26 protein-coding genes are annotated in these 24,027 nt (G+C 66.9%); 17 read left to right on the top strand and 9 right to left on the bottom strand.

Translation table 11 applies throughout. The annotated features are described in order from the left end of the window. Positions 1 to 40: 40 nt before the first annotated feature. The gene (locus EF834_RS15500) at positions 41 to 661 is read right to left on the bottom strand and encodes an FHA domain-containing protein (RefSeq protein WP_127948105.1); all 621 of its coding nucleotides are present in this window, start codon (positions 659 to 661) and stop codon (positions 41 to 43) included. Positions 662 to 769: 108 nt separating this feature from the next. Here EF834_RS15500 and EF834_RS15495 point away from each other — a divergent pair, with 108 nt between their 5' ends. The 3 genes from EF834_RS15495 (at position 770) to EF834_RS15485 (ending at position 3,394) form a co-directional block, all read left to right on the top strand. Next, positions 770 to 1,606 carry an alpha/beta hydrolase gene (locus EF834_RS15495; protein WP_127948104.1) on the top strand — a complete coding sequence of 279 codons (837 nt, stop codon included), beginning with the start codon at positions 770 to 772 and terminating at the stop codon, positions 1,604 to 1,606. A gap of 168 nt (positions 1,607 to 1,774) precedes the next feature. Continuing rightward, positions 1,775 to 2,122 (top strand): YciI family protein, encoded by a 348-nt coding sequence (locus tag EF834_RS15490; protein ID WP_127948103.1) that lies wholly within the window; start codon positions 1,775 to 1,777, stop codon positions 2,120 to 2,122. A gap of 6 nt (positions 2,123 to 2,128) precedes the next feature. Continuing rightward, complete coding sequence (locus EF834_RS15485; protein ID WP_127948102.1) at positions 2,129 to 3,394, top strand: RNA polymerase sigma factor; 1,266 nt, start codon at positions 2,129 to 2,131, stop codon at positions 3,392 to 3,394. A 25-nt stretch (positions 3,395 to 3,419) separates the two neighbouring features. On the opposite strand, the gene EF834_RS15480 is transcribed toward EF834_RS15485, so the two are convergent. The 4 genes from EF834_RS15480 to EF834_RS15465 all read right to left on the bottom strand — a co-directional run bounded on the left by EF834_RS15480 (position 3,420) and on the right by EF834_RS15465 (position 5,879). Beyond that, entirely contained in the window at positions 3,420 to 3,815 is a 396-nt protein-coding gene (locus EF834_RS15480; RefSeq protein ID WP_127948101.1) for a DUF5313 family protein, read from the bottom strand. Positions 3,816 to 3,850: 35 nt separating this feature from the next. Then, entirely contained in the window at positions 3,851 to 4,336 is a 486-nt protein-coding gene (locus EF834_RS15475; RefSeq protein WP_127948100.1) for a MarR family winged helix-turn-helix transcriptional regulator, read from the bottom strand. 153 nt (positions 4,337 to 4,489) lie between these two features. Beyond that, positions 4,490 to 4,999 carry a DinB family protein gene (locus tag EF834_RS15470; protein ID WP_164874146.1) on the bottom strand — a complete coding sequence of 170 codons (510 nt, stop codon included), beginning with the start codon at positions 4,997 to 4,999 and terminating at the stop codon, positions 4,490 to 4,492. Between the two features lie 91 nt (positions 5,000 to 5,090). Continuing rightward, on the bottom strand, positions 5,091 to 5,879 hold the full coding sequence (locus tag EF834_RS15465) for an alpha/beta fold hydrolase (protein ID WP_164874148.1): 789 nt from the start codon (positions 5,877 to 5,879) through the stop codon (positions 5,091 to 5,093). 224 nt (positions 5,880 to 6,103) lie between these two features. Here EF834_RS15465 and EF834_RS15460 point away from each other — a divergent pair, with 224 nt between their 5' ends. The 10 genes from EF834_RS15460 to EF834_RS15415 all read left to right on the top strand — a co-directional run bounded on the left by EF834_RS15460 (position 6,104) and on the right by EF834_RS15415 (position 14,836). Further along, entirely contained in the window at positions 6,104 to 6,433 is a 330-nt protein-coding gene (locus tag EF834_RS15460) for a hydrogenase maturation nickel metallochaperone HypA/HybF (protein WP_127948097.1), read from the top strand. A 3-nt stretch (positions 6,434 to 6,436) separates the two neighbouring features. Next, positions 6,437 to 7,231 (top strand): hydrogenase nickel incorporation protein HypB, encoded by a 795-nt coding sequence (hypB, locus tag EF834_RS15455; RefSeq protein WP_127948096.1) that lies wholly within the window; start codon positions 6,437 to 6,439, stop codon positions 7,229 to 7,231. Positions 7,232 to 7,334: 103 nt separating this feature from the next. After that, complete coding sequence (locus EF834_RS15450) at positions 7,335 to 7,598, top strand: hypothetical protein (protein ID WP_127948095.1); 264 nt, start codon at positions 7,335 to 7,337, stop codon at positions 7,596 to 7,598. A 66-nt stretch (positions 7,599 to 7,664) separates the two neighbouring features. Beyond that, positions 7,665 to 9,986 (top strand): carbamoyltransferase HypF, encoded by a 2,322-nt coding sequence (gene hypF / locus EF834_RS15445; RefSeq protein ID WP_127948150.1) that lies wholly within the window; start codon positions 7,665 to 7,667, stop codon positions 9,984 to 9,986. Then, a complete protein-coding gene (locus EF834_RS15440; protein ID WP_127948094.1) occupies positions 9,983 to 10,735 on the top strand; it encodes a phosphoheptose isomerase family protein in 753 nt (250 codons plus the stop codon). Before hypF ends, EF834_RS15440 begins: the two co-directional genes overlap by 4 nt. Next, entirely contained in the window at positions 10,732 to 11,466 is a 735-nt protein-coding gene (locus EF834_RS15435) for a D-sedoheptulose-7-phosphate isomerase (RefSeq protein ID WP_127948093.1), read from the top strand. Before EF834_RS15440 ends, EF834_RS15435 begins: the two co-directional genes overlap by 4 nt. A gap of 3 nt (positions 11,467 to 11,469) precedes the next feature. Continuing rightward, positions 11,470 to 12,561: a hydrogenase expression/formation protein HypE gene (gene hypE / locus EF834_RS15430; protein ID WP_127948092.1), complete on the top strand. Its 1,092-nt coding sequence runs from the start codon at positions 11,470 to 11,472 to the stop codon at positions 12,559 to 12,561. An 18-nt stretch (positions 12,562 to 12,579) separates the two neighbouring features. Then, positions 12,580 to 12,852 (top strand): HypC/HybG/HupF family hydrogenase formation chaperone, encoded by a 273-nt coding sequence (locus EF834_RS15425; RefSeq protein ID WP_127948091.1) that lies wholly within the window; start codon positions 12,580 to 12,582, stop codon positions 12,850 to 12,852. A 56-nt stretch (positions 12,853 to 12,908) separates the two neighbouring features. Continuing rightward, positions 12,909 to 14,039 carry a hydrogenase formation protein HypD gene (hypD, locus tag EF834_RS15420; RefSeq protein ID WP_127948090.1) on the top strand — a complete coding sequence of 377 codons (1,131 nt, stop codon included), beginning with the start codon at positions 12,909 to 12,911 and terminating at the stop codon, positions 14,037 to 14,039. Continuing rightward, complete coding sequence (locus tag EF834_RS15415; RefSeq protein WP_127948089.1) at positions 14,036 to 14,836, top strand: DUF6390 family protein; 801 nt, start codon at positions 14,036 to 14,038, stop codon at positions 14,834 to 14,836. The genes hypD and EF834_RS15415 overlap by 4 nt, the downstream gene beginning before the upstream one ends. Positions 14,837 to 14,867: 31 nt before the next feature. On the opposite strand, the gene EF834_RS15410 is transcribed toward EF834_RS15415, so the two are convergent. Continuing rightward, a complete protein-coding gene (locus tag EF834_RS15410) occupies positions 14,868 to 15,806 on the bottom strand; it encodes a nitroreductase/quinone reductase family protein (protein WP_127948088.1) in 939 nt (312 codons plus the stop codon). Positions 15,807 to 16,150: 344 nt separating this feature from the next. Between EF834_RS15410 and EF834_RS15405 the strand changes: the two genes are divergently transcribed. After that, positions 16,151 to 16,498 (top strand): alpha/beta fold hydrolase, encoded by a 348-nt coding sequence (locus EF834_RS15405; protein WP_127948087.1) that lies wholly within the window; start codon positions 16,151 to 16,153, stop codon positions 16,496 to 16,498. A 65-nt stretch (positions 16,499 to 16,563) separates the two neighbouring features. Here the strand turns inward: EF834_RS15405 and EF834_RS15400 are convergent, their stop codons facing one another. Both EF834_RS15400 and EF834_RS15395 read right to left on the bottom strand, forming a co-directional pair. Further along, on the bottom strand, positions 16,564 to 17,409 hold the full coding sequence (locus EF834_RS15400; protein WP_127948086.1) for an SDR family oxidoreductase: 846 nt from the start codon (positions 17,407 to 17,409) through the stop codon (positions 16,564 to 16,566). Further along, entirely contained in the window at positions 17,406 to 19,010 is a 1,605-nt protein-coding gene (locus tag EF834_RS15395) for an ATP-binding cassette domain-containing protein (RefSeq protein ID WP_127948085.1), read from the bottom strand. The genes EF834_RS15400 and EF834_RS15395 overlap by 4 nt, the downstream gene beginning before the upstream one ends. Positions 19,011 to 19,268: 258 nt before the next feature. Here EF834_RS15395 and EF834_RS15390 point away from each other — a divergent pair, with 258 nt between their 5' ends. After that, positions 19,269 to 19,763 carry a beta-class carbonic anhydrase gene (locus tag EF834_RS15390; protein WP_127948149.1) on the top strand — a complete coding sequence of 165 codons (495 nt, stop codon included), beginning with the start codon at positions 19,269 to 19,271 and terminating at the stop codon, positions 19,761 to 19,763. 11 nt (positions 19,764 to 19,774) lie between these two features. On the opposite strand, the gene EF834_RS15385 is transcribed toward EF834_RS15390, so the two are convergent. Further along, the gene (locus EF834_RS15385; RefSeq protein ID WP_127948084.1) at positions 19,775 to 20,335 is read right to left on the bottom strand and encodes a hypothetical protein; all 561 of its coding nucleotides are present in this window, start codon (positions 20,333 to 20,335) and stop codon (positions 19,775 to 19,777) included. A 117-nt stretch (positions 20,336 to 20,452) separates the two neighbouring features. Here EF834_RS15385 and EF834_RS15380 point away from each other — a divergent pair, with 117 nt between their 5' ends. Further along, the gene (locus EF834_RS15380; protein ID WP_127948083.1) at positions 20,453 to 22,201 is read left to right on the top strand and encodes a penicillin-binding transpeptidase domain-containing protein; all 1,749 of its coding nucleotides are present in this window, start codon (positions 20,453 to 20,455) and stop codon (positions 22,199 to 22,201) included. Positions 22,202 to 22,327: 126 nt separating this feature from the next. Beyond that, a complete protein-coding gene (locus EF834_RS15375) occupies positions 22,328 to 24,010 on the top strand; it encodes an NTF2-like N-terminal transpeptidase domain-containing protein (protein ID WP_127948082.1) in 1,683 nt (560 codons plus the stop codon). The last annotated feature ends 17 nt before the right edge of the window (positions 24,011 to 24,027 follow it).

Raw genomic sequence — 24,027 nt, 5'->3', positions numbered from 1 at the left:
TCCTCATGTTAGGCAGAGGCTCTCGTGCTCGAGGTCAAGCTCACAAGTCGTGTTCGGTGATCACCCCACTGTTCAACGCCTTCTCGACCAGGCGGAGACGCTTCTGGTTCTGGGGTAGTTGCTCGACCCCGAACTTTCGGAAGAGCGCCCGTAGATGAGTCTTGACGGCGTCGACGCTGAGAAACACCTCGTCGGCGATCTGCTGGTTCGACGCGGGGTTCGCGAACGCAGCGTTGTGTTTGTACGGTCGGCACAGCGAGACGAGGATCGCGCGTTGCGTCTGAGTCAGCGACCGCACCGTCGGGACGTCGGCCGCGACCCGAGTGGGCTCACCGCCCGAAGCGGACAGATCCCGGAACACGAATGCCGAGTTGCCGATTCGGATGCTGTCGCCGTTGCGCAACCGCCGTCTGCCCGAGATTCGCTCGCCGTTCACGAAGGTGCCGTTCCGGGAAAGGCCGTCGTCCACGATCGTCCAGCCGTTACCGATCCACTCGATGGTCGCGTGAAGGCGGGAGACCTCTGGATCGGACACGAGTGCCACGTCGGCGTCGGAAGAGCGCCCCACCGTGACGCGGGGGCTGTCCACGGAAAGCGTCACCTCCCGTGGGCGGCCCGTCTGGTCGGTATACCTCAGGTACGGGGCATCGGTCGTGCTCATGGCCACTCCCGTCGGGGGACACCTTCATCGTGCCGCCCGTACCGTGCTCTGACAAGCGGCTCCGACAAGCGCCCACGCGACGGGACAGATCCCCCTAGACTCGCATTCGTGCAGCACACAGAGGCGGAATTCAACGGGGTGCAGGGCACCCGCATCGTGTACGACGTATGGCGGCCGGAGGGTACACCGACGGGCATCCTGCTGCTCGCGCACGGGATCGGCGAGCACGCGCGCAGGTACGACCACGTCGTCGACCGTCTCGTGGGGCTCGGTCTGGTGGTGTACGCCCCGGATCACCGTGGGCACGGACGTTCGGGCGGTAATCGGATCGAACTGCGCGACTGGTCCGAATTCATCGACGATCTGCACCGATTGTCCGCGATCGCGGCAGCCCAGAATCCGGGACTGCCGCGGTTCCTGCTGGGACACAGCATGGGTGGGGCGATCGCGCTGACCTACGCCCTCGACCACCCCGAGGAGCTGGCGGGGCTGATCCTGTCCGCGCCGGCGATCGAGCTGGTCACCAAGAAGCCGAAGGTCGTGATCGAACTCGGCAAGATCGTAGGGCGGTTCGTGCCCGGCATCCCCGTCGAGACCCTCGACGTGAAGGCGATTTCCCGTGATCCGGCGGTGGTCGCGGCATACGAGTCCGATCCGCTCGTGTACCACGGAAAGGTCAAGGCAGGTATCGCTCGTGGTCTCGTCCTCGCGGCCGAGAGTTTTCCCGAGCGGGTTCCGTCGCTCACCATGCCGACGCTGGTCCTGCACGGCACCGACGACCGTGTCGTTGATATCTCCGGCAGCCGGATGATCGCTGAGCGGGCCGGGACGCAGGACATGACGTTGAAGACGTACGACGGACTGTTCCACGAGGTGTTCAACGAGCCCGAACAGGAGAAGGTGCTCGACGATGTGGTGGATTGGCTCCGTCCGCGTCTGAAGTGACGTGATCTCGCCAAAACAACCTTTCCTGCAAACGCCCTTGCCTCCGGACGGGGTGGCGGCTCGGGGCCGACGCGCGAAAAAATTCGTCGGCCCTGTCCATTCGTCGCCTCCTCGTTCGTCGTCATGGTGTACCGCAACTGACACGAGAACTCCTGAGGAGGAGACAACATGAAGTACATGCTGCTGATCCACGCCGAGTCCACCGTCGACGTCACTGATGGCCCCACGATGGAAGAGTGGATGGTCTACGACAAGGAGGTCCAGGACGCCGGGATCTTCGTCTCGGGGGAGGGACTGGCCGACCTCACCACGGCCACCAGCATTCAGGTGGGGCCGGACGGCGAACGCACCGTCACCACCGACGGGCCGTTCGCCGAGACCCGCGAGGTGCTGGGCGGCTTCTACGTCATCGACGTGCCCAACCTCGACGTGGCACTCGACTGGGCGGCGCGGTGCCCCGGATCGCACAACGGCGGCCGGATCGTGATCCGCCCGGTCGCCGACTACGGGAACTGACATCCGATGGCTGCGGCGGGCAGTGGCCGCGGACCCGACGCGGAGGCGTCCGTCGAGGCGGTCTTCCGGGAGGAACGCGGCCGACTGCTCGCCGCCCTGGTGAGCCGGTTCGGCGACCTCGACCTGGCTGAGGAGGTGACGTCGGAGGCCATCGAAGCGGCTCTCCGGCACTGGCCGGTGGACGGAGTACCGACCAAGCCCGGCGCCTGGCTGTTGACCACCGCGCGGCGCCGGGCCGTCGACCGACTGCGCCGTGACCAGGTCCTCGCAACGCGGATAGCGGCGCTGCAGGTGGACGCGGATCGCGCCGACCCCGCTCCGCCCGCGGATATGGGTGGTGAACTCCCCGACGAGCGTCTACAGCTGTTCTTCACGTGTGCACACCCGGCACTGCCGGCGGAGGACCGCGCCGCCCTTACCCTGCGCTGCCTCGCCGACCTCACGACACCCGAGGTAGCGCGCGCGTTCCTCGTATCCCCGGCCACGATGGCGAAACGAATCGTTCGGGCCAAGAAGAGGATTCGGACGAACCGAATTCCGTTCCGGGTGCCGGGGCCCGACGAACTCCCACAGCGACTGCCCGGTGTCCTGCAAGTCCTGTACTCGATCTTCACCGAGGGGTACGCCGCCAGCGGTGGGCCACGGCTTCAACGCCTCGACGTCGCCGAGGAAGCGATCCGGCTGACGCGGGTCCTGCATCGGCTGCTGCCCGACGAACGTGAGGTCGCCGGCCTCCTGGCGCTCATGCTGCTGGTCCATGCCCGCCGCGGCGCCCGCACCGCTCCTGGCGGCGGGTTGGTGCTGCTGGATGATCAAGATCGCACCGACTGGGACCATCCGATGATCGAGGAGGGGAGCGCGCTGGTGCTGGTCGCCCTCACCGGCGGCCCACCCGGGGCCTACGGAGTACAGGCCGCGATCGCGGCGCTGCACGACGAGGCCGCCGACGTCGCGAGCACCGACTGGCCGCAGATCGTGGCCCTGTACGACGTCCTGCTGCGAATAGCGCCGTCACCGATCGTGATGCTCAACCGAGCGGTCGCGATCGCGATGCGTGACGGTCCAGAGGCCGGTCTCGCGCTCCTCGACGATCTCGCCGACAACCCGCTGCTGCGCTCGCACCACCCGTATCCGGCGGCACGGGCGGAACTACTGCGCCGTCTCGGGCGCAGGCGAGAGGCCGCCGATGCCTACCGGCGCGCGCTCGACCTGGTCGGGACCGAACCGGAGCGCGAGCATCTTCGGGAACGACTCGGCGAGGCCGAGCGGTAGTGCCGAGACACACGAATCGCCGCTTCTAGAACGTGTGCGGGTGCGCCTTCTCGTAGGCGGCCTTCTCGGCGTGGTAGCGGGCGACCTTCTTGGGATTCTCGAGATCCGGTGAGAGTCCGTGCCTTTCGAGGCGACGCCGGCGGTTCTGCTCCATGTAGGCGGCCGCGAAGAACAGGGCGAGGAACAGGCCGAGGAGAACCATCGACCCGCGCAGCCACACCGGTCCAGGGAACAGGAAGAACGCCGCGAAGATCGGGATGAACGGCACCATGGAGCGCACCATGTGGCGGGGGATGGCCCAGTCGCCGATGAGGTCCTTGCGGACCCAGTCCTGCATCGAGTCTGGGAGCTTGCGGCCGCACGCGTAGCCGATCCACTGCAACGGGTTGGGGCGCTGGCGGACCGTGTTCTGGGTGCTCATGGCGTGTGTACCTGTTCCTGATCCGAAGGGGCGGTTCATTCGCTGAGGGCGCCGGCGCGCAGGGCGGCGGCGTTCACGCGGGTGAGGACGGAATGAAGTTCTTCGAGTTCGGCGAGACTCACACCGAGGCGTTGCACGACGGCGCCGGGAATGCGTTCGGCCTGGTTGCGCAGGGCCTTGCCGGAGTCGGTGAGCTCGACGATCAGCTGCCGTTCGTCGGCGGTACTGCGGGCGCGGGTGATCAGCCCACTCGACTCGAGTCTCTTGAGGAGCGGGGACAGGGTGGGCGAGTCGAGCTGGAGGGCCTGCCCGATCTCCTTGACCGACATCGGTGCATCCCCCCACAGCGCGAGCATGACGAGATATTGCGGGTGCGTCAGTCCCATGGGCTCGAGGAGGGGGCGGTAGACGGCAAGTACTGCGCGATTGGCGACCGCGAGTGCGAAGCACAGCTGGCGGTCCAGCGCCAAGGGGTCGACGTCGCCCCAGTCGATGTCCGGTTCGGTGATGTCCGCGCTCACAAAAATGAAGAATACACGATTAAGTAGTGCACTAACTAAATGTTGTCGAGAACTCCCCGTGGATCGGTGGGAGGACGAAACCATCTGGTGGCTCACGTCGGCAACGGCGGAAGGAGTGCGGAGCGGCGGAGACCCCGCGGATGAGCAGCCGCTTCAACGTTGCGCGAGGATGCGCCGGATGTCCCAGAGATGGTGGTGACAGTCGTGGATCACCGTGCGTATTGCTTCCAGCACCGAGAGCTGTCCGCGTTCCGGGTGGTAGAAACTGGTCGCGGTCCCGGCGGCGTCCTTTGCCGCCCTTGTGAGCTCCGCGCACGAGTGATCGAGTGACCAGACCGCGGTTTCGTACGGAATGTGGGCGTAGTTGCGTGCCTCGGCGAGGGCATCCTGGTCGAATGCGGAGATCCGGGGCTCCGTCATCTCGGCCGCGGTGGCCAGTCGTTCTGCCCAGATGTGCTCGTTGTCGGCGATGTGACAGACGTACTCGCCGACCGACCACGGGGTGTGGGCGACCCTCGTGCGGTAGTTGTGCGCAGTGACTGCCGCGGATAGGTCGGAATGAATCTGTGAGTGGCTGGTCATCAGCGACTCGAAAGACTGCTTCCAGTGGTAGCCGCACTCTCGGCACGGATCCCCGAATTCCTGAGCACCGGAGATTGTCACGGTGGAAGTTTGGCACACGGGTCTCGACCCCGGAGCATCCCTGATCCGAACCGCATCGAAGGTGCTTTCAACCCGCTGAGACAACTATGCGTCAGTGTTCCTCGAGGAACGGCTTCACGATCTCCAACACCTCTTCGGAGGCCGCGACGGTGGTCGCGTGATCGAAGCCGGGGATGACAGCGAGCCGCGACCCGGGGATCAACGTCGCGAGTCTCCGGGTGTCGGACAACCGCGGGCGGTCCTCGGAACCGACGAACAGCAGGGTCGGCACATCCAGTGCCTCGAGTGCGGCGTCGGGCACCCCGGGCTCCAGCTGGGTGCGCCGCAGGTAGGCAACGAGGGCGCGGGTGTCGTTGGCGTCGAATGCCGCTCGGGTCGCCGGGTCCAGTGGCCACGCGCGATGCGCGTTCCACCGGTCGAGGAACGCCGTCATGCCGTCGTGGTCGAGGACGTCGATACATCCGGGGAAGAACAGCTTGTCGAACGAACCGGCCTGTGGACGGCTGCTGCCGGCGCCGACCGTGAGCGTGCGTAGCCGCTCCGGCGCCGCGACAGCTAGCGAGAGCCCGACGCGCCCGCCGAACGAGTAGCCCAGGTAGTGGGCCTGCTCGTGGCCCAAGGCGTCGACCACCGCAATCATGTCGCCGACGACGAGGTCCATCGCGTACGACTCGGGCTGCGGCGGGGTGTCGCTGCGTCCGTGGCCGCGCATGTCAGGCAGGATCAGCTGGTACTCGTCGCGCAGGGCGTCGACGTAGCCGAAGGCGCGCCAGATGGCACTCGACAGCGCGGTGCCGTGTGCGAGCACCAGAGGCGGTCCGTCGCCGATCACCCGATACGCCACACCGACGCCGTCGACCGGGTTGATTGCCTGGTGCATGACCACCTTTCCACGGTAAATACCACTCCTCTGCGGCAGATGTCGGTTCGACTGATTCGAGTCCTTTCGGACCTTCACTCGAGACAAGCGCTCACCCCGAGAGGATGATGCGGTGACGTCGAGTCCACGAAGTGAGCCGACGGCGGATGCGCCGAGCCCTTGGTTCCCGTAGCGGTTGCGTCCTATCGTGTGATCCGAGAGCCTCCGTCCGAAGAGGGCCAGTGATGCACGAAATGGCGATCACTCAGAGCGTCGTCGACGCGGTGTGCGAGCGCGCGGGCGGTCGCACAGTGCACAGCATCCAGCTGCAGGTGGGCCGGCTGTGCGCGGTCGTCCCCGACGCGATGCAGTTCTGCTTCGAACTCGTGACCGAGGGCACCGTTGCGGAAGGAGCCCGGCTCGACATCGAGGAGCCACCGGGTACAGCGCACTGCCGGAGCTGTGGAGCGGACTTTCCACTGCACGATCTGGTTGTGCTGTGCCCCTGCGGCAGCGTCGACGTCGAGGTCCGGTCGGGCCGAGAACTACGGATCATGTCCATGGAGGTGGGCTGAGTCATGTGTTCGACGTGTGGATGCGGAAAGGTCGACGAGCCGACAGAAGTGCGGCTCACTGCTCCCGATGCTCGGGTGCCTCACCAACACGACCACAGCCACACGCACGCGCACAGCCACGGCCATGCCGCGCCCGAAACCGTGACGCTCGAACAGAAGATCTTGGCCAAGAACGACCAACTGGCCGAGGAGAACCGCACATGGCTTGCCGACCGGGGGATCGCCGCGTTCAACCTGATGAGCTCACCGGGCTCGGGCAAGACCACGCTACTCGAGCGCACCCTCCGGGACCTGCAGGCGTCCACTCCGGTGTCGGTGATCGAAGGGGACCAGGAGACCCTGCTCGACGCCGACCGGATCAGGGCAACAGGATGTGCTGTGGTGCAGGTGAATACAGGATCCGGATGCCATCTCGATGCCGAGATGATACGAGGTGCAGTAGAGACGTTGGGTCCCGTGAACGATTCGGTCGTGTTCGTGGAGAACGTCGGAAACCTTGTGTGCCCTGCACTGTTCGACCTCGGAGAGCAAGGAAAGGTCGTCCTCATCTCGGTCACGGAGGGTGACGACAAGCCGCTCAAGTACCCACACATCTTTGCAGTGGCCGACCTCCTGATCGTGAACAAGACCGACCTTCTCCCCTATGTCGATTTCGATCCCGAATCCTTTGAGCAGAACGCCCGATCGGTGAATCCCACGGTGCGGGTGGTCTATCTGTCCGCCACCAGCGGAAAGGGAATCGAGCATTGGTACGGGTGGATCGCCGACCGCCGACGGGAACCCATCGTCCGACGTTGACAGACCGGCTCCCCCCACGCCTTAATTGTGGTGGGCGCCACGCAAGTGGGCCGAGGGTCGACTCCGGTGGCGCAGGGGCGGTGAGCCCCGGGGAGTGGCCGCTATGTCGACGTCGGCGAGAGCTGCGAGAAGGCCGGAACACGCCAAGGTCGAGAAGACGGACGAGGGCGAATTCCACGTTGTGTGGATCAATACGGGCCAGAGCCGTGACGGGGACTCCGTCACCCTCAGCGTGGCGAGTCAGCCGATCGCGTGCGTCCCCAGCTGTCCGATCCAACCGGACAACCTGCCGGAGCCCCTGACCTACCTGCCCCTGACCTACCTGCCGCACCAGGTGACTGATGGGCCGCCCCCGCGAGCCGCGTGACGACGATGGTGGTCCGCCGTGACGGCCGAGACCGTCACCGGCCGGGCCGCGCTGCAGCGGCGCCGGATGACCGTTCGCGGCGTAGTCCAGGGGGTCGGTTTCCGGCCCTTCCTCGCGCGGTTGGCGAACACGCTGGGTCTCGTCGGGCACTGCGGAAACGACGACGCATGTGTGTTCGTCGAGGTCGAGGGCCCCTCGAAGGCCCTGACGGAGTTCGAGGCCCGGATCAGCCGCGAGGCCCCGCCGCTGGCGGTGGTCGTCGATGTGACCGTCGAACCCGCGGTGCCACGCGGCGAGGGCGACTTCCGCATCGTCCCCAGCCGACACGCCCCCGGTGGCCGGACGCTGGTCCCGCCCGACGTCGGGATCTGCACGGACTGCGCGCGGGAACTCGCCGAACCCGCCGACCGCCGGTACCGGCACCCGTTCGTCAGCTGCACCAACTGCGGACCGCGGTTCACCATCATCACCGACCTCCCCTACGACCGGCCGGCCACCACCATGGCGCCCTTCCCGATGTGCCCTCGGTGCGCCCTCGAGTACGCCGATCCCGACGATCGTCGCTACCACGCGCAGCCGGTGTGCTGCCCGGACTGCGGCCCACGGATTTTCGCGGAGGCCGACGGCGAGCGCATCGACGGCGACGACGAGGTCCTCGATCGGGTGCAACGGGAGATCGCGGCCGGAGGGATCGTCGCGATCAAGGGCATCGGTGGATTCCATCTGGTCTGCGACGCAACCGATCCCGACGCGGTACGGACGCTACGCAGCCGGAAGCGGCGCCCGGCTAAACCGCTTGCGATCATGGCGGCCGATCTGGACACGGCGCGGCAGGTGTGCACCATCAGCACCGCGGAGGCCGACGTGCTGAGCAGTGCCGTGCGTCCGATAGTGCTGTTGCGCAAGAAGACCGGATCCACGGTCGCATCGGATGTCGCGCCGGGCCTCGACGAGCTCGGCATCCTCCTGCCGTACGCGCCGCTTCACCACCTGCTGTTCGCCCCGGTGCCGGGCCGCGACGTGCGGCCACCGCGGATGCTGGTGATGACCTCCGGCAACCTCGGCGGTGAGCCGTTGTGCTTCGACAACGACGACGCCCGCGAACGACTGGCCGGGGTCGCGGACGTGTTCCTCATGCACGACCGCGACATCGCTGTGCCCTGCGAGGACTCCGTTCTCACCGTGGTCGACGGTGACGTGCAGCCAGTCCGACGCTCGCGCGGATACGCGCCGCTCCCGGTGCTGCTGGACCGGCCCGGCCCGAGCGTCCTGGCGGTGGGCGCCGAGGTCAAGAACACCTGCTGCCTCACCCGGCAGGACTTCGCGTTCTGCTCGCCGCACCTCGGCGACATGGGCAGCCTCGAGAGCCGGGGCGCGTTCGATCGTTCCGTGGCGCACCTGTCGGCGCTGCACGACGTCCGGCCCGACCTGGTGGTTGCCGACGACCATCCGGGGTATTCGACGCGGGGTTGGGCCGAGGACTTCAGCGCGCGAACAGGTATCGAACTGCGCACCGTCCAGCACCACCACGCCCACGTCGCGGCCCTGGCGGCCGAACACCGCGTGATCGGGACACCGCTGCTCGGCATCGCATTCGACGGCACCGGATACGGCTGCGACCGCACCGTGTGGGGCGGGGAGCTGCTCCGCGTCGGGGCGGACCTTCTCGATGCCGAACGGGTCGGGCACCTGCAGCCGTTCTCCCTGCCCGGTGGCGACGCCGCGGTGCGGAATCCGGTCCGTGTGGCGCTCGCGCTCCTCCACGAGGTGGGGCTGGACACCGCCGCTGGAGTGGAACTTCCGTGCCTGCGGGCGGTTGAGCCGAGCGAGCGTGCGGTGGTCACGGCGCAACTCGACACAGGCCGCGGATGCGTCCGGACCACGAGTGTCGGCCGGCTGTTCGACGGCGTCGCCTCCGTGCTGGGGGTGCGCCACCGAGTCACCTACGAGGCGCAGGCCGCGGTGGAACTCGAGGTGCTCGCCCGCACGGCCGGCCATTCGGCCGCGATCGACATGCAGGTCCGCGATGGCGAGCTACGTCTGGCGGAACTGATCGGTGGACTCGTTGCCGGCGTCCGGTCGGGGACCCCGATACCCCAGTTGGCGTTCGGCTTCCACCGTGCGTTGGCGGCGGCCACCGCGTGCCTGACGATTGACGTCGCGCACCGCACGGGGGTGACGGCGGTGGGACTCACCGGCGGGGTGTTCCAGAACAGGCTGCTCACCGCCCTGGTGCGGGGACGGTTACAAGCCGCAGGTTTGCGGGTATTGACCCACCGCGAGGTGCCACCCAATGACGGCGGGCTGTCGCTGGGCCAGGCGGCGCTCGGGCTGGCGTCGTTCGGACGCCGCGAACACACCGATCCGAAGGACGAGGTGCAACCATGACGACGAGCGACGCGCCGGCCCCGTTGATCGACCCTGAACTGTCCGCGGACCTGGCGGCCACGGCGCTGGCCCTGGCCCGTCGCTTCCAGGCGGGGGCCACCCTGTGGGTCGTCTCGCCCCAGTGGGAACCACACGCGCATCACGTGGCGGTCGAGTTCGTCCACCCGGTGATCATGGGCAAACGTGCCCTGCCGGCGGTTTCGCTCGTCGAACCCGATCCTGTGGCGCAGTGCCGGGTCGCGACCCGGCCGGGCGACGTGATCCTGGCGGTCGCGTCCGCTGATCAGCCACAGGTGCGTGACATCATGCGGCGTGCTGCGGCGTGGGGCGCCGACACGATCTGGATCGGCTCCGGTACCCGGCCCGACCCCGGGTCCGCCACTCACATCCTGTGGGTCGATTCCGATGACCCGATGGTGCCGGTCACCGGTCGGTTCGTGTTGATGTACCACCTGCTGTGGGAGCTCACGCACGTCTGCTTCGAACACCCGGGGTTGCTACATGCACCCGATCCTTCCGACGGCGACTGCACCGAGGACGGGTGCGTCACGTGCAGCGACGAGGGACGACTCGCTGAAGTCGTCGCGGCGTCCTCGGATCCGCTCGCCGGCACACTGGTGCGGACGGCGACCGGGGAGGAACGAGTCGACACGACGCTGGTCGGCCACGTCGAGGTCCACGACCTGCTGCTGGTCCACGGCGGCGCGGCGATCACCCGCATTCCTCCGGACAAGGAGGTGCCGCGATGAGCGGTTCGGAGGGAACGGACTTCCTGTATCCGTTCATCGACGCTCACGAGGAGGACGCCGGCGAGCTACTAGCCGACCTCGCCGTATCAGCCCGCGACAAAGCCACGGAAAGCGCTCGGCTGCAGCGTGACTCGGTCATCGAATGGGGAGAGGGGATCGATAAGGCCGGAAGCGGGATGGCGGAGCGGTTCACGCAGGGCGGGCGTCTGTACACGTTCGGCAACGGCGGCAGTTCCACCGACGCCGCGACGCTGGCATCGCTGTTCAGCCGTCCCGCGCGGGGCCGCCCGGTCCCGGCATGGTCCCTCGCCGCGGACCAGGCCGTGGTGACCGCACTCGGGAACGACGTCGGCTTCGATCTGATCTTCTCCCGGCAGATCATCGCGCACGCGGGAGACCACGACATCGCGATCGCGCTTTCGACGTCGGGGAACTCGGACGACCTGATGATCGCCCTCGCCGAGGCACGGAAGCGGGGACTGCTGACCATCGGGTTCGCCGGCCACGACGGCGGCCGAATGGCCGCGAGCGACGACCTGGACTATTGCTTCACCATCCGCTCCCAGAGCATCCACCGCATCCAGGAGAGCCACGCGCTCATCGGCCACCGGCTCTGGCGCGCGGCACAGGAGTACATGAACCGGCCGGACAGCGTCACCGCGCAGGGTCAGGCCACCACTCACAGCCAGCCCACCACTCACAACCAGCCACCTCACAGCCAGGAGAGTTAGCGGATGGAACCCACGACGGCCGCTGAACGCGAGGACCGAGTCCTCGACCGCATCGCGTCGTTCCGCAAGCGCCGGCCACGCCTCCTCGAGGACGTCGTCACACTCGCGCACGGCGCGGGCGGAAAGTCGTCGGCCGCGTTGGTGGACGCGGTGTTCGTCGACGCGCTGCGCAATCCGCAGCTCGAGCAACTCGGGGACTCTGCCGCGCTCACCCTCGCCGACGGCGAACGAATCGCCTTCAGCACGGACTCCTTCGTGGTGCAACCGCTGCAGTTCCCCGGTGGGTCGATCGGAAACCTGGCCGTACACGGCACCGTCAACGATCTCGCGGTCTCGGGCGCGCGACCGCGATGGCTGTCGGCCGCATTCGTCATCGAGGAAGGGTTCGAGATCGCGCAGCTCCGCGAGATCGTCCGGGACATGGCGGATTCGGCTGCGCAGGCCGGTGTCCACGTCGTCACAGGCGATACCAAGGTCGTCGGGAAAGGAGCGGCCGACGGCGTTTACATCTGCACTGCCGGTGTCGGGGTCCTGCCGACCGCAGCCAGGTTCGGACCGGAGTACGTCCGGCCCGGCGACCAGGTGCTGCTGTCGGGAACGATCGGGGAGCATGGCATGGCCGTCATGCTCGCGCGCGGTGAACTCGCGATCGAAGCGGATATCCGTTCCGACACGGCGCCGGTCAACGGACTCGTGCACGCCATGCTCGGGGCCGCCCCGTCGACCCGCTGGATGCGCGACGCGACCCGGGGCGGTGTCGCCACCGTGTGCAATGAACTCGCGCAGTCCACCGGCCTCGCCGTCATCCTCGACGAGCAGGCGCTGCCCGTGCTGCCGCAGGTCTCGGGTGCGTGCGACCTGCTGGGTATCGACCCGCTGTACGTGGCGAACGAGGGCAAGTTCGTCGCGGTCGTCCCGGCCGACGAGGCCGACGCCGCCCTCGCAGCTCTGCGCGGGTACCCGGGTGGAGAGCAGGCCGCGATCGTGGGGGAGATACTCGCCGAACCGGAGGGCATCGTCGCGTTGCGGACCGCGTTCGGTGGCAGCCGGATCGTCGACACGTTGGTGGGGGACCCACTTCCCCGGATCTGTTGAACGAGAGGAGGTAACGACATGTGCCTGGGTATTCCGGGTCAGGTGGTGCAGATGGTCGACACCGAACAGCACCTGGCCAAGGTCGACGTCAGCGGTGTGCAACGGACGATCAGCGTTCACCTGCTCGCGGACGAGGGCGTCGTGGTGGGCGACTGGGTGCTAGTACACGTGGGCTTCGCGATGGCGAAGATCGACGAGGCCGAGGCCGCGCTCACGCTCGATCAAGTCCGGAAGATGGGCGCGGACTACGACAACGAGATCGACGCCTTCCATTCCTCACGCATCACCTGACAAGGGGCTCGATCAAGTTCGGGTTCAGGGAGTTTGGGGTTCAAGGAGGTTGCAGCATGAAGTTCGTGGACGAATTCCGCGACCCGGCGGCTGCTCGTGCCCTGGTCCGGTCGATCACCGAACTCGCCGGCGACGACGAGTTCAAGTTCATGGAAGTGTGCGGCGGTCACACCCACACCATCTATCGGCACGGAATCGAACACCTGCTGCCACCGTCCATCGAAATGGTCCACGGACCGGGTTGCCCGGTGTGCGTGATCCCGATGGGCCGCGTCGACGACGCGATGAGTCTCGCGGAACAACCCGGCGTCATCTTCGCCACGTTCGGCGACATGATGCGCGTGCCGGGTTCGCGCGGCAACCTCATCGAGGCGAAAGCCCGTGGCGCGGATATACGCTTCGTGTACTCCCCGCTCGACTCCCTCAAGATCGCCGTCGACAACCCCGACAAGCAGGTGGTGTTCTTCGCGGTCGGTTTCGAGACCACTGCGCCGTCCACTGCGGTGACGCTGGTGCGGGCGCGGCAGATGCGCGTCACCAACTTCAGCATCCTCTGCAACCACGTGACGATCGTTCCACCGATCAAGGCGATCCTCGAGTCCCCGGATCTACGCCTCGACGGGTTCCTCGGACCCGGTCACGTCTCGACGGTGGTGGGGCTGCGCCCGTACCGGTTCGTCCCCGACGTGTACGGCAAACCCATGGTGGTGGCGGGATTCGAGCCACTCGACATCCTCGCGTCGGTGCACATGCTGCTGCAGCAGATCCGCGAGGGACGCTGTGAGGTCGAGAACCAGTACATCCGTGTCGTGCGTCCGGAGGGCAACCCCCAGGCGCTGAAGCTGATGGCTGAGACCTTCGCGCTGCGACCGCACTTCGAGTGGCGCGGCCTCGGCTTCATCTCGCAGAGCGCGCTCCGGGTCCACCCCGACTACGCCGAGTTCGACGCCGAGGAGCGCTTCTCGATGCCAGGTGTCCGGGTGGCCGACCCCAAGGCGTGCCAGTGCGGTGAGGTTCTCAAGGGCGTCATCAAGCCGTGGGAGTGCAAGGTGTTCGGCACCGCGTGCACCCCCGAGACCCCGATCGGGACGTGCATGGTCTCCCCCGAGGGAGCATGCGCGGCGTATTACAACTTCGGGCGGCTGCACCGGGAGACGGCGCAGCTGGTGGGAAGGAGACGAGCGTGACGGGCCGGGCTGGCCGGGTGCTGTTCGCACGATACGCGTACGCGCCCAACGCCCTGGGATACTGCGGCCCGTCCGAATCGACGGTCCTCGGGCACGTCGCCTGTGCGAACGAGGGCGCGGCCGTCCACGAGGTCGACTCGGCGGCGAGGAGATTCAGCGGAGCGTGGCCGTACCTCGAGCTGCTGGCCGAGATGTCCGGGGGCGGCGACCCACTCGACGAACGGGTGGTGCGCGGATACTGGACCGGCAACGAGCTGACGGCGGCCGCGGATCGGGGCCGCTTCGGGCGGGAACTGCTCGGCCGTCTGGGGGCTCGGGCCGGAAGCTACTGGAGGTATCTCACCGACGACCTGCTGCCCGAGGTCGCGCCCACCCATGCATTCCACGTGTTCGGCGTCTATCCATGGACTCGACTGCTCGGTACCGGCAAGGCTCAGCCGCTGTACGCCCTCGACTCGTGCAGGATCCGCAACGGTGTCGTCGTCGAGTTGCGGCCGGGCACCGCGGTGGTGCGCTCCCGCCGGCTCCGTTTCGACGGAACGAAGCTGACGCTGGGTCCCCTCGAGGACGGATTCGCCTCGTGGCGTACGCCCGCTGGCCCGTTCGTGCCCGATCTGCGGCTGGGTGATCGCGTGGCCGTCCACTGGGACCGGCTGTGCGATCGGCTCGATGCCGACCAGGCCGGCAGCCTCGAGCACTGGACCAACTGGCAACTGAAGCAGACCAATGCGCGCCTCGAATCCGAGTTCACCGGTCCCGCAGTCGATCCGGAAGCGGCTCCACCTCGGGAAGCCTGAAGACTCACCGCGGCTCGAGGCGATTCGCGGATCAACCTCCGCTCGAAGGTGGTGCGTCGGCAACGGCATTGAGTGCATCGAGGAGTGTCGCCTCCTCGAACGCGAAGTGTTCGCGGAGCCGTGCGACAAGGCGGCGAAGCTTGACTCGCAGTTCACGGGGGTCACTTGCTCCCGGCGTGTAGCCGTCCAGGAGGTCACTGATAGAGGCGTTGATCTCGGCTACCACAACATGCTCGGCTCTGAGTCGTTCCAGCGTCGGCGCAAGGGCTGGAAACGTCTCCGCCAACATTGGAAATGCGCCGAAATCCTCGCCCGTGTGGTGTCGTTCGAGCGCTCCGCAGAAGGCAACGCAACGCTCACGCATTTGAGCATGCAGCGTTCTTGGCGGCAGCGTCACCGGTGTTTTGGTGTCTGCCGTTGCGATGAGCGTGTCGACCTGCGCGAGGATGACATCCAATTCGGCGGACAGCCACTGATGTACTTCTTTCAGGAAGTCTCCCATGCCCTGCACCCGCTCGAGCCCATCGCGCGATGGGAGGGGGCCGAGGTCCACCAGGGGGATTACGCGTGTCGTCATCTGCTGGTAGTCGCCGTAACCGGGATGCCGTCGCACTACCTCCTCCCAGAGGCGATCTTGAACCGCACCGGCCAGTATGGACGCGATCGCCGGGTAGGTATCCGAGCCAACCTCGACCGTCACCACCGGATGCGCCCGAAGATTGTGCAACCAGGCTGGGTGACGGTCAGCACCACCCGCAGAGGCGACAACAAGGCGATTGCCGTCGACGTCCACATAGCCCAGTGGGGTGGTGTGGCGGCGACGGGTCCGTGCACCCACGGTAGTCAGCAGAAGCAGGGGCGAGCCCTGGAAGGCGCCACCAACGATACCGGCGTTCGCGCGGAACTCATCGATAACGCGCTGCTGAAAGTTGTTAGCCGGGAAGGGAGAATCGAGCTTGTTCGAATGCATGCGAAGTTCCTTGTCCGCTCGCGCTGGATGCTGCACGCCAAAGCCCGTGCAACCACACCAGGCGTTGACGGATTGGCCGGCGCACACCAGCAACTGAAGAGAGTCATAGCGGTGTCGAACTTCCTCAGCGGACAAGGGTAGGCCTGAGGTGTCGATCTCGCGTGGCGGGTGTCTGGCTCCTCGTCCGACCTCTGATCCGGACACGCTGCATACGGCAGGGACACGAACACCCGGCGCATCAGCATGCCATCAACAGCCGGAGCAGAGCAACGGATGTCGACAACGTCGTGTCCTGGGACTCCTGGACACTTACGCGCCCTGCTTGTTGCTAATTCAGCAGGGACATGACTGCCGTCACCGCCGAGGACGCAACGAACGTGCCTCGTGCGGTTTCTCGCTGTCCGGTCTACCTGCCGATACACCTGGCCTATCTCCGCGATGGACCGCTCGAAGACAAGGACCTCCATCGTGTCACCGCTCCGACATCATTGATGCTGTCCGAAGTCGACACCCTCCTCACGCGGAACGGATGCATCCAACGCCTGATCGACGAGCTACCTGACCACGTCGTAGAGGTCCCCCTTTCAGGCGTCGGCCACATTCCTATGCTCGAGAACGCCGAAGTCGTCGCCGATGCGCTGCGCGCCCACCTGATCAGGGTGACCCATCCTCAACCCCGGCAAGCTCGCTGATCCGTTGCGCCACTGTGTGAACCGACTGTCAAGCGGCTTATCCATCGCTCGCTACCGCAGGAGGTTCAGGTGGCGCTGCTCAGGTAGTCGGCGAACGTCCGCGGCGGTCGGCCAGTGAGTGACTCGACGTCGCGCGTCACCGTCGCCAGCTCCCCCGCCGCGATCGCTGCGTACGACGTCACCCACCCTGCGACCTCGAATTCCGGGGCCCCGTAGTGGGCGCGAGACGCGTACGCCTCCTCGAGGGTCTCGTTCTCGAAGCTCACCGACCGGCCGGTCACCGTGGTGATCATCTCGGCGGCTTCGGTGAGGGTGAAGGCTTCCGGTCCGGTGAGCCGATAGGTGACACCGTCGTGGTCGCCGTTCCCGGCGGTGAGGACCGCGGTCGCAGCGTCGGCAACGTCGTCGGGCGCCACCGCGCTCACGCGTCCGTCTCCGGCCGGACCGCGGATGACGCCCCGATCGTCCACCATCCGCGGGATCATCGATTGATACCAGCTGTCCTGCAGGAACGTGAATCTCAGCCCGCTCTGTCGGATGCGCTTCTCTGTGTAGTAGTGGTCCCGCCCGAACGTGAACGTGCAGTCGGGCGCCGCGCCGAGAAACGACAGGTAGACGATCTGCTCGACCCCCGCGGCCTGGGCCGCGTCGACCACGGTGGCATGTTCTTCGCGTCGGGTGGCGCTCTCGTGGCCGGAGACGAGGAACAGCAACCGGATGCCATCCAGCGCGGCGGTCATCGCAGGTCCGTCGGCGTAGGTGGCCACGGCGAACCCGGAGTCGAAGTGCTCGGCGAGCGGCGCGAGACGCTCCGGGTTCCTTCCGATCAAACGGACGCTGGAGCCGCCGCCCAGCCTTTCGAGCACCTTGTTTCCGATGGAGCCGGTGGCCCCCGTCACTGCGATGGTCATAGGTCGCATCCTTCTATCTCGAGACCGTGCTCGTCGACCGTGAGTCGTCGAGTGATGCCGATCTCGTCCAGGAACCGGTGGTCATGGCTGACCACCACCAGCGCGCCGCGGAATCCGTTCAACGCCTGCACCAGGTGCTCAAGGCTCGGCAGATCGAGGTTGTTGGTCGGTTCGTCGAGCATGAGCAGCCGAGGTGCTGGATCAGGGGCCAGCAGCATCGCGAGGGCGGCACGCAGCCGCTCGCCGCCCGACAGCGTCGAGACCGGGGCGTCGGCGTCGGCGCCGCGGAACAGGAACCGGGCCAGGCCCGCGCGGATCTCCCCGGCCGGGGCGTGTGGTGCGGCCGCAGCGACGTTCTCGGCCACGGATCGGGCGTCGTCGAAGAGGTCGAGTCGCTGGGGGAGCAGCCCGAACGGCACCTTTGCGCCGCGGAGCGCGATCTCGCGCAGTAGCGTCGTCTTGCCGATGCCATTGCGTCCGCCCAGCTCGATGCGCTCGGGTCCGGTGACGGTCAGCTCGATCGTCTGGCCGCTGCGCAGGCGTGTTTCCGGAAGGGCGATCACCTGCTGCCCCGGGAACACCGCCGTGTCGGGCAGGTCGACGCGGATCTCGCGGTCGTCGCGCACCTGATCCTCCGCCTCGGCTAGCGCGCGTCGTGCGTCGTCGACCTTCTCGATATGGTTGCCGCGCAGCTTGCCGGCCGATTCCTGGGCCGCCCGTTTACGCAACTTCATTGCGGCCCTGGATTCCTTCTTGTTCTCGTACATCTTGCGCCCGTATCGCTCGCGGCGGTCGAGCTTGATCCGCGCCTCGACGAGTTCGCGGCTCTGCCTGCGGACGTCGCTGCGTGCTTCGCGTACCGCAGCGTGCGCCGCTTCCTGCTCGGTCTCGATCGTTCGCCGGTAGTCGCTGTAGTTGCCGCCGAACATCCGAAGCCGGCCGTCACGCAGCTCGGCGATCGAGTCCATCGTTTCGAGCAGGTCGCGGTCGTGGCTGACGATCAGGACGGTGCCGGGGAACTGCCGCGCCGCGGCGCTGAGCAGCGCCCGGCCGTCGTCGTCGAGGTTGTTGGTCGGCTCGTCGAGCAGCAGGATGTCCGGCTCGTGGAGGAGTTGCGTCGTGAGGCCGAGCAGTGTCGTTTCGCCGCCGGACAATTCGCCCACGGTGCGGTTGAGGTCTCCTACGTCGGTGACAATGCGCCGCAGCCCCAGTCGGTGCAGCGTAGACACCGCCCGCTCCTCGATGTCCCACGCGGCGCCGATGGTGTCGAAGTCGGTGTCGGCCGCCGCGCCGGACTCGACGCGTGCCAATGCCCGCCGAATGTCACCTATCCCGAGAACCGCGTCGATCCGCACGCTCGAATCGAGGGCGAGATCCTGCGGGAGGTAGGCAACGGTGCCAGGGGTCGTCACCGAGCCACGGGACGGCTGCAGTAGCCCGGCGATCAGTCGCAGCAGCGTGGACTTGCCGGACCCATTGAGCCCTACCAGACCTGTTCGGCCCGAACTGATTACGGCGTCGAGGCCGTCGACCACGCTGGACCCGTCTGGCCACGAGAAAGTGAGGTCGGAAAGTGAAATGGACGTGGAGGACTGAGCCATGCGGATGCTCCTGGAGGTAGGTTGCGTCGCGCAGACGTGGGCGATGCACACGTCGCGCTCGGGCGCGGATCACCTCGACAGGAGCAACGGCCTCTCCGATCCTCGGGAACAGAACGTCAACCACGGTATGGCTGGTTCGGCCTCGACGCAACCCATTTGTTTCGCGCACTACGGACGGAGGGGTTCCCAGTCGTGGTGAAACAGACCATCATGGGACGTGCACGTGGGTACCCGACCCCACCGAACCGGGAGACGCCGATGACCGTCACCGACGAATACCTCGAGAACAACAAGCGCTACGCCGAGACCTTCTCCGGGCCGCTCCCCATGCCGCCGAGCAAGCGAGTCGCCGTGCTCGCCTGCATGGACGCACGACTGGACGTGTACCGGATGCTCGGGCTGGCCGAGGGTGAGGCGCACGTGATCCGCAATGCGGGTGGCGTCGTCACCGATGACGAGATCCGTTCGCTCGCAATCAGTCAACGCCTCCTCGGCACCCGCGAGATCATTCTCATACACCACACCGACTGCGGCATGCTCACGTTCACCGACGACGAGTTCAAACGGACTATTCAGGACGAGACCGGCGTCAAGCCGGCGTGGGCCGCCGAGGCATTCCCGGACGTCGACGAGGACGTCCGGCAGTCGCTCCGCCGCATCCAGGCGAGCCCGTTCGTCACCCTCACAGAATCGTTGCGCGGCTTCGTATTCGACGTCGCCACCGGCAAGCTGAACGAGGTCGCCCTCGACTGATCGTCGCGGATCTAGAGCTGTGGCCCCTCCGTCCTCAGATCGTCGACCTTGCGCATCGCCTCGCGTAGCTCCGCGAGCCACTCCTCGGTGTGCGTGCCGACGAGTTTCACCGTCCAGGCCAGCGCGTCGGACCGGGAGCGGGCGACCCCGGCGTCGACGAGGGTGTCGAGGACCTTGCGTTCGGGTTGGCGCAGCCGCGTCATCACGGGAACCGCGAGGTGAGTGAACAGGATCCGCCGATCGCCGATCGTGACGCCCCATGCAACCTTTCGTCCGTATCGGGCTTCGGCTTCGTCGGCGATCTGCATCCTCGCCGGTCTCGTGGATTCCCGGAACCGGGCGACACGTCCCGCCTCCGCAGCCTCCGAAGACTCACCCTCTTCAACTTCGACGGCCGGTAGCGCGCCCGTCACGACGATCTCCTCGCGGTCCACGTCGACGGTAGCGGGGCCGACGAACCACTCGTCGGGAAGCCTGCCTGCGAACCATTCCGCGGCGTCGGACGCGTCGGGGACGTCGGCTTGCTGCCATCCGCCCGGTCGTCCGAATCCGAAACCGTGTGCTCTCCTCATGATCGTCCTCCTCGGTCGACCAAGGCACTGATTACGTGATTACTGATTACATGATTACTCGATTTCTCGAGGTTCGCCACCGTCCCGGAGGTCTGTAACTCGGGCATCATCGAGGGCATGTCTGCGCGCATCGCCTCCCGGACGAACTTGACCGCTGTTCTCGCCGTATTCGCTCTCGTGATCGCGGCGTGCAGTGGGAACAGCCCCTCTCCTGAGCAACGCTTCGCCGATGCCCTCGCGGCCGGCGACGTCCAGGCTGCCGCGGACCTGACCACCGACCCGGCCGCCGCCTCGGCCGCGATCACCGCGATGTTCGACGGACTGAACGCCCAGGCGCACACCTTCACGGTCGCCGAGAGCGGCGAATCGTTCACCCTCGACGCCGACTGGGACTTCGGCGACGGAAAGCAATGGCAGTACTCCACCGAGGGAACGGTCGTGGACGTCGAGGGTGAACAGCGGCTTTCGTGGGATCCGGCGCTGCTGGCACCCGGCCTCGATGCCGACTCCACGATTCGGTACACGGTGACGACCGGAAGGCCCCCGCAGGTACGTGCCAGCGACGGACAGCCGATCATGACGCAACAGGTGGTCACGCTCGTGAACCTGCATCCGTCGGCTGATCCGGCCGCGGTCGCCGCGTTGCTCGCCCCGATCGAGCCGACGATTACCGCGGACTCGATACGAGCCAACCTCGCAGGGTCGGACGACGGCCAAGCCGTCACGGTAATCACGTTGCGAGACTCAGACATTGCGCCCATCCGGGACAGACTGGCGGCGATTCCTGGAGTGGAACTGGTGGAGCAGACCCGACTACTCACGGTCGACAAGGCCCTGTCGTCGCCGGTGCTCGCCGACTTGGCGACGGTCTGGCAGCAGGGCCAGGATGCGTCGGCGGGGTGGGCGGTGCAGGTGGTGGCGCCGGACGGCACGGCGCGCCGGGTGGGCGGTCAGGACGGCCCCGAGGCCCCGAACGTCGACACCACGCTGGACCTGCGGATGCAGACCGCGGCCGAGGACGCGCTCGCGAACCTCTCACAGCCCGCGGCGATCGTCGCGCTGCGACCGTCGACCGGTGCCATCCTCGCCGTCGCACAGAACAGTGCCGCCGACGCGCAAGGCGCCATCGCACTCACCGGGCTCTACCCGCCCGGATCCACGTTCAAGACCGTGACCACCTCGGCGGCACTCCAGGCTGGAGAGGTTACGCCCGACACCGTGCTGCCGTGTCCGGGAACGGAGAACATCGAGGGCCGCCAGATCCCCAACGACGACAATTTCGATCTCGGATCGGTTCCGCTGCACAGCGCGTTTGCGCAGTCTTGCAACACCACGATGGCCCGCCTGGCCGTCTCGCTGCCCGCCGACGCACTTCAGCAGGCGGCGCTGCAGTTCGGTCTGGGTATCGACTACGTCACTCCGGGGCTGACCACCGTCACCGGGAGTGTGCCGACGGCAGACACACCGGCCGAGCGGGTCGAGTCCGCGATCGGCCAGGGACAGGTAACTGCGTCGCCCTTCGGGATGGCGCTCGTCGCCGCGTCCATCGCCCACGGTTCGACACCCACACCGATGATGATCGTCGGCGAGCCCGGCACTGCGGATCGCACCGTCACCCCGACGCCGGCATCCGTCGACGACGATCTGCGCGTGATGATGCGTGAGACGGTCACGGACGGGACCGCGACGACACTCGCGGATCTTCCGGACCTCGCGGGTAAGACCGGCACTGCGGAGTACGGTAACGGCACAGGTTCACACGGATGGTTCGTGGGCATCGACAACGATCTCGCTTTCGCGGTTTTCGTTGCGGGAGCAGGTAGTTCGGGTCCCGCGCTGGATGCTGCCGGTCGTTTCCTGAGGTAGGTCCGCGCCACTCCCGGGTCGGGCCCGCAGGCCGACGGAGAAGTAGCGGCGTCGGGTGCGCAATCGTGACTTCTTCGTAGGCCGTCCGTGCTTGTGACGCAAGTGGCGAACGGGAGGATTGTGGCCATGGGTTTCAGTGCCTCGCCCCGTGTTCGGCGTGGCTGCGCGATTGCCCTTCCGCTCTGCCTCATTGTTGTATCGGGCGCTGCGCTCGCGTCCTGTTCGGACCAAAAGCTTGATGCGAGTGCGCAATCGGCGGTGATCGGGTTCGTCCAGGCACTCAACGATCGGGACCCGGAGGCTGCCGCCGCGCTCACGTCGTACCCGAACGCGGCCAAGGAGTCCATCCAGCAGATGTTCGACGGCCTGGACGCGCAGGAATCCCGTTGGACCGTTGCGCAGTTCATGGAGCTCAACAATGATTCGGGATTCTTCACCGTCGATGTTGATTGGAACTTCGGTGAGGGCAAGGACTGGGACTACTACGTCGACGGTGGGGTCAGGAAGCTGTCGGTGGGCTGGCGCGTCTCCTGGGATCCGACGCTGCTGGCGCCCGGGCTGGGTCACGGGGCGTCGGTCCGGTACGACCGGACTGACGCTGCGCCGCCGAAGGTGTTCGATGACACGGGTACCCCACTGATGTCGGAGCAGACGATCAACGCGATCATGCTCGACCCAGAAGCGATGTCCGACCCGGCAGCCACGACCGATCGCGTGGCGAAGGCGATCGAGCCGGTTGCCCCGCTCGTGACCGCCGATTACATGCGAGAGGAACTCGCGGCCAAGCCCGGGGAGAAGGTTGTGGCAGTGCTGCTGCGGGACCCGGACTATTTCTACCTGGAGCAGGAGCTCACCCGTATTCCCGGCGTCGTGGTCGACAAGCAGCCGAGACTCATCACCGACGACCGTCGGATCTCCACCCCGCTGCTCGATCCGCTACGCACGGTGTGGCAGATGAACCGCGACGCCACCGCCGGCTGGGCCGTCAACATCCATGAACCGGACGGCTCGGTGCAGCGGCAGGTGGGCTACCAGGGACCGCCCGGGCCGGACATCCAAGCCACCCTCGACTCCCAGATGCAACTGGCCGCGGAGAACGCGGTGGTGAGCGTCGGCACTCCAGCCGCCATCGTCGCGATCCGTCCGTCCACTGGAGGAATTGTCTTTGCGGCACAGAATAATCAGGCGATCGACCAGGGTCCCATAGCCTTCACCGGGCTGTATCCCGCGGGCAGTTCCCTCGATCTGGTGCGGCAGGCTGCGGCACTGGAGTCCGGGGTCGCGCCAGCGGACGTGAGCGACGCCGACCTCGAACGCGCTGGACGACAACTGGGCATCGGACTGCACTACGAGATGCCGGGGCTCGATCCCGCGACCGGGGTGCTGACTGAGGCGCAGTCGGGTGTGGACCGGGTGATGAGGTCTCAGGACGGCACTGAGACGCAGGTCAGTGCGTTCGGCCTCGCGATGGTGGCCGCTTCGGTAGCGCGCGGCAGTGTCCCGATGCCGATGTTCGTCGAAGGGCAGCAGGCCACCGCGGAGAACGTCGAGGACGCGCTGCCGGCGGCGGTGACCGATCAGCTGCGGAACACTATGCGCGACAACGTGCAGAAGGGTCCGGCCTCATACCTCGCGGGCTACCGCGACCTGATCGGGGTCGCGTCGGGCAACGAGACCGACCGCTGGTTCTTCGGTTCCCGCGGGGATCTCGCCTTCGCGGTCTTCGTCGCCGACGCCGACGGAAGCGACCGGGCGGTGAAGATGACCGACCTGCTCATGAGGGAACTGGCCAAGTCGGCGCAGGGGTGAGTCTGCAGGAGTGAGTC

It is taken from the genome of Rhodococcus spongiicola, assembly GCF_004011835.1.
Classification (GTDB): domain Bacteria; phylum Actinomycetota; class Actinomycetes; order Mycobacteriales; family Mycobacteriaceae; genus Prescottella; species Prescottella spongiicola.
This window is presented reverse-complemented; position numbering and strand designations above follow the sequence as displayed.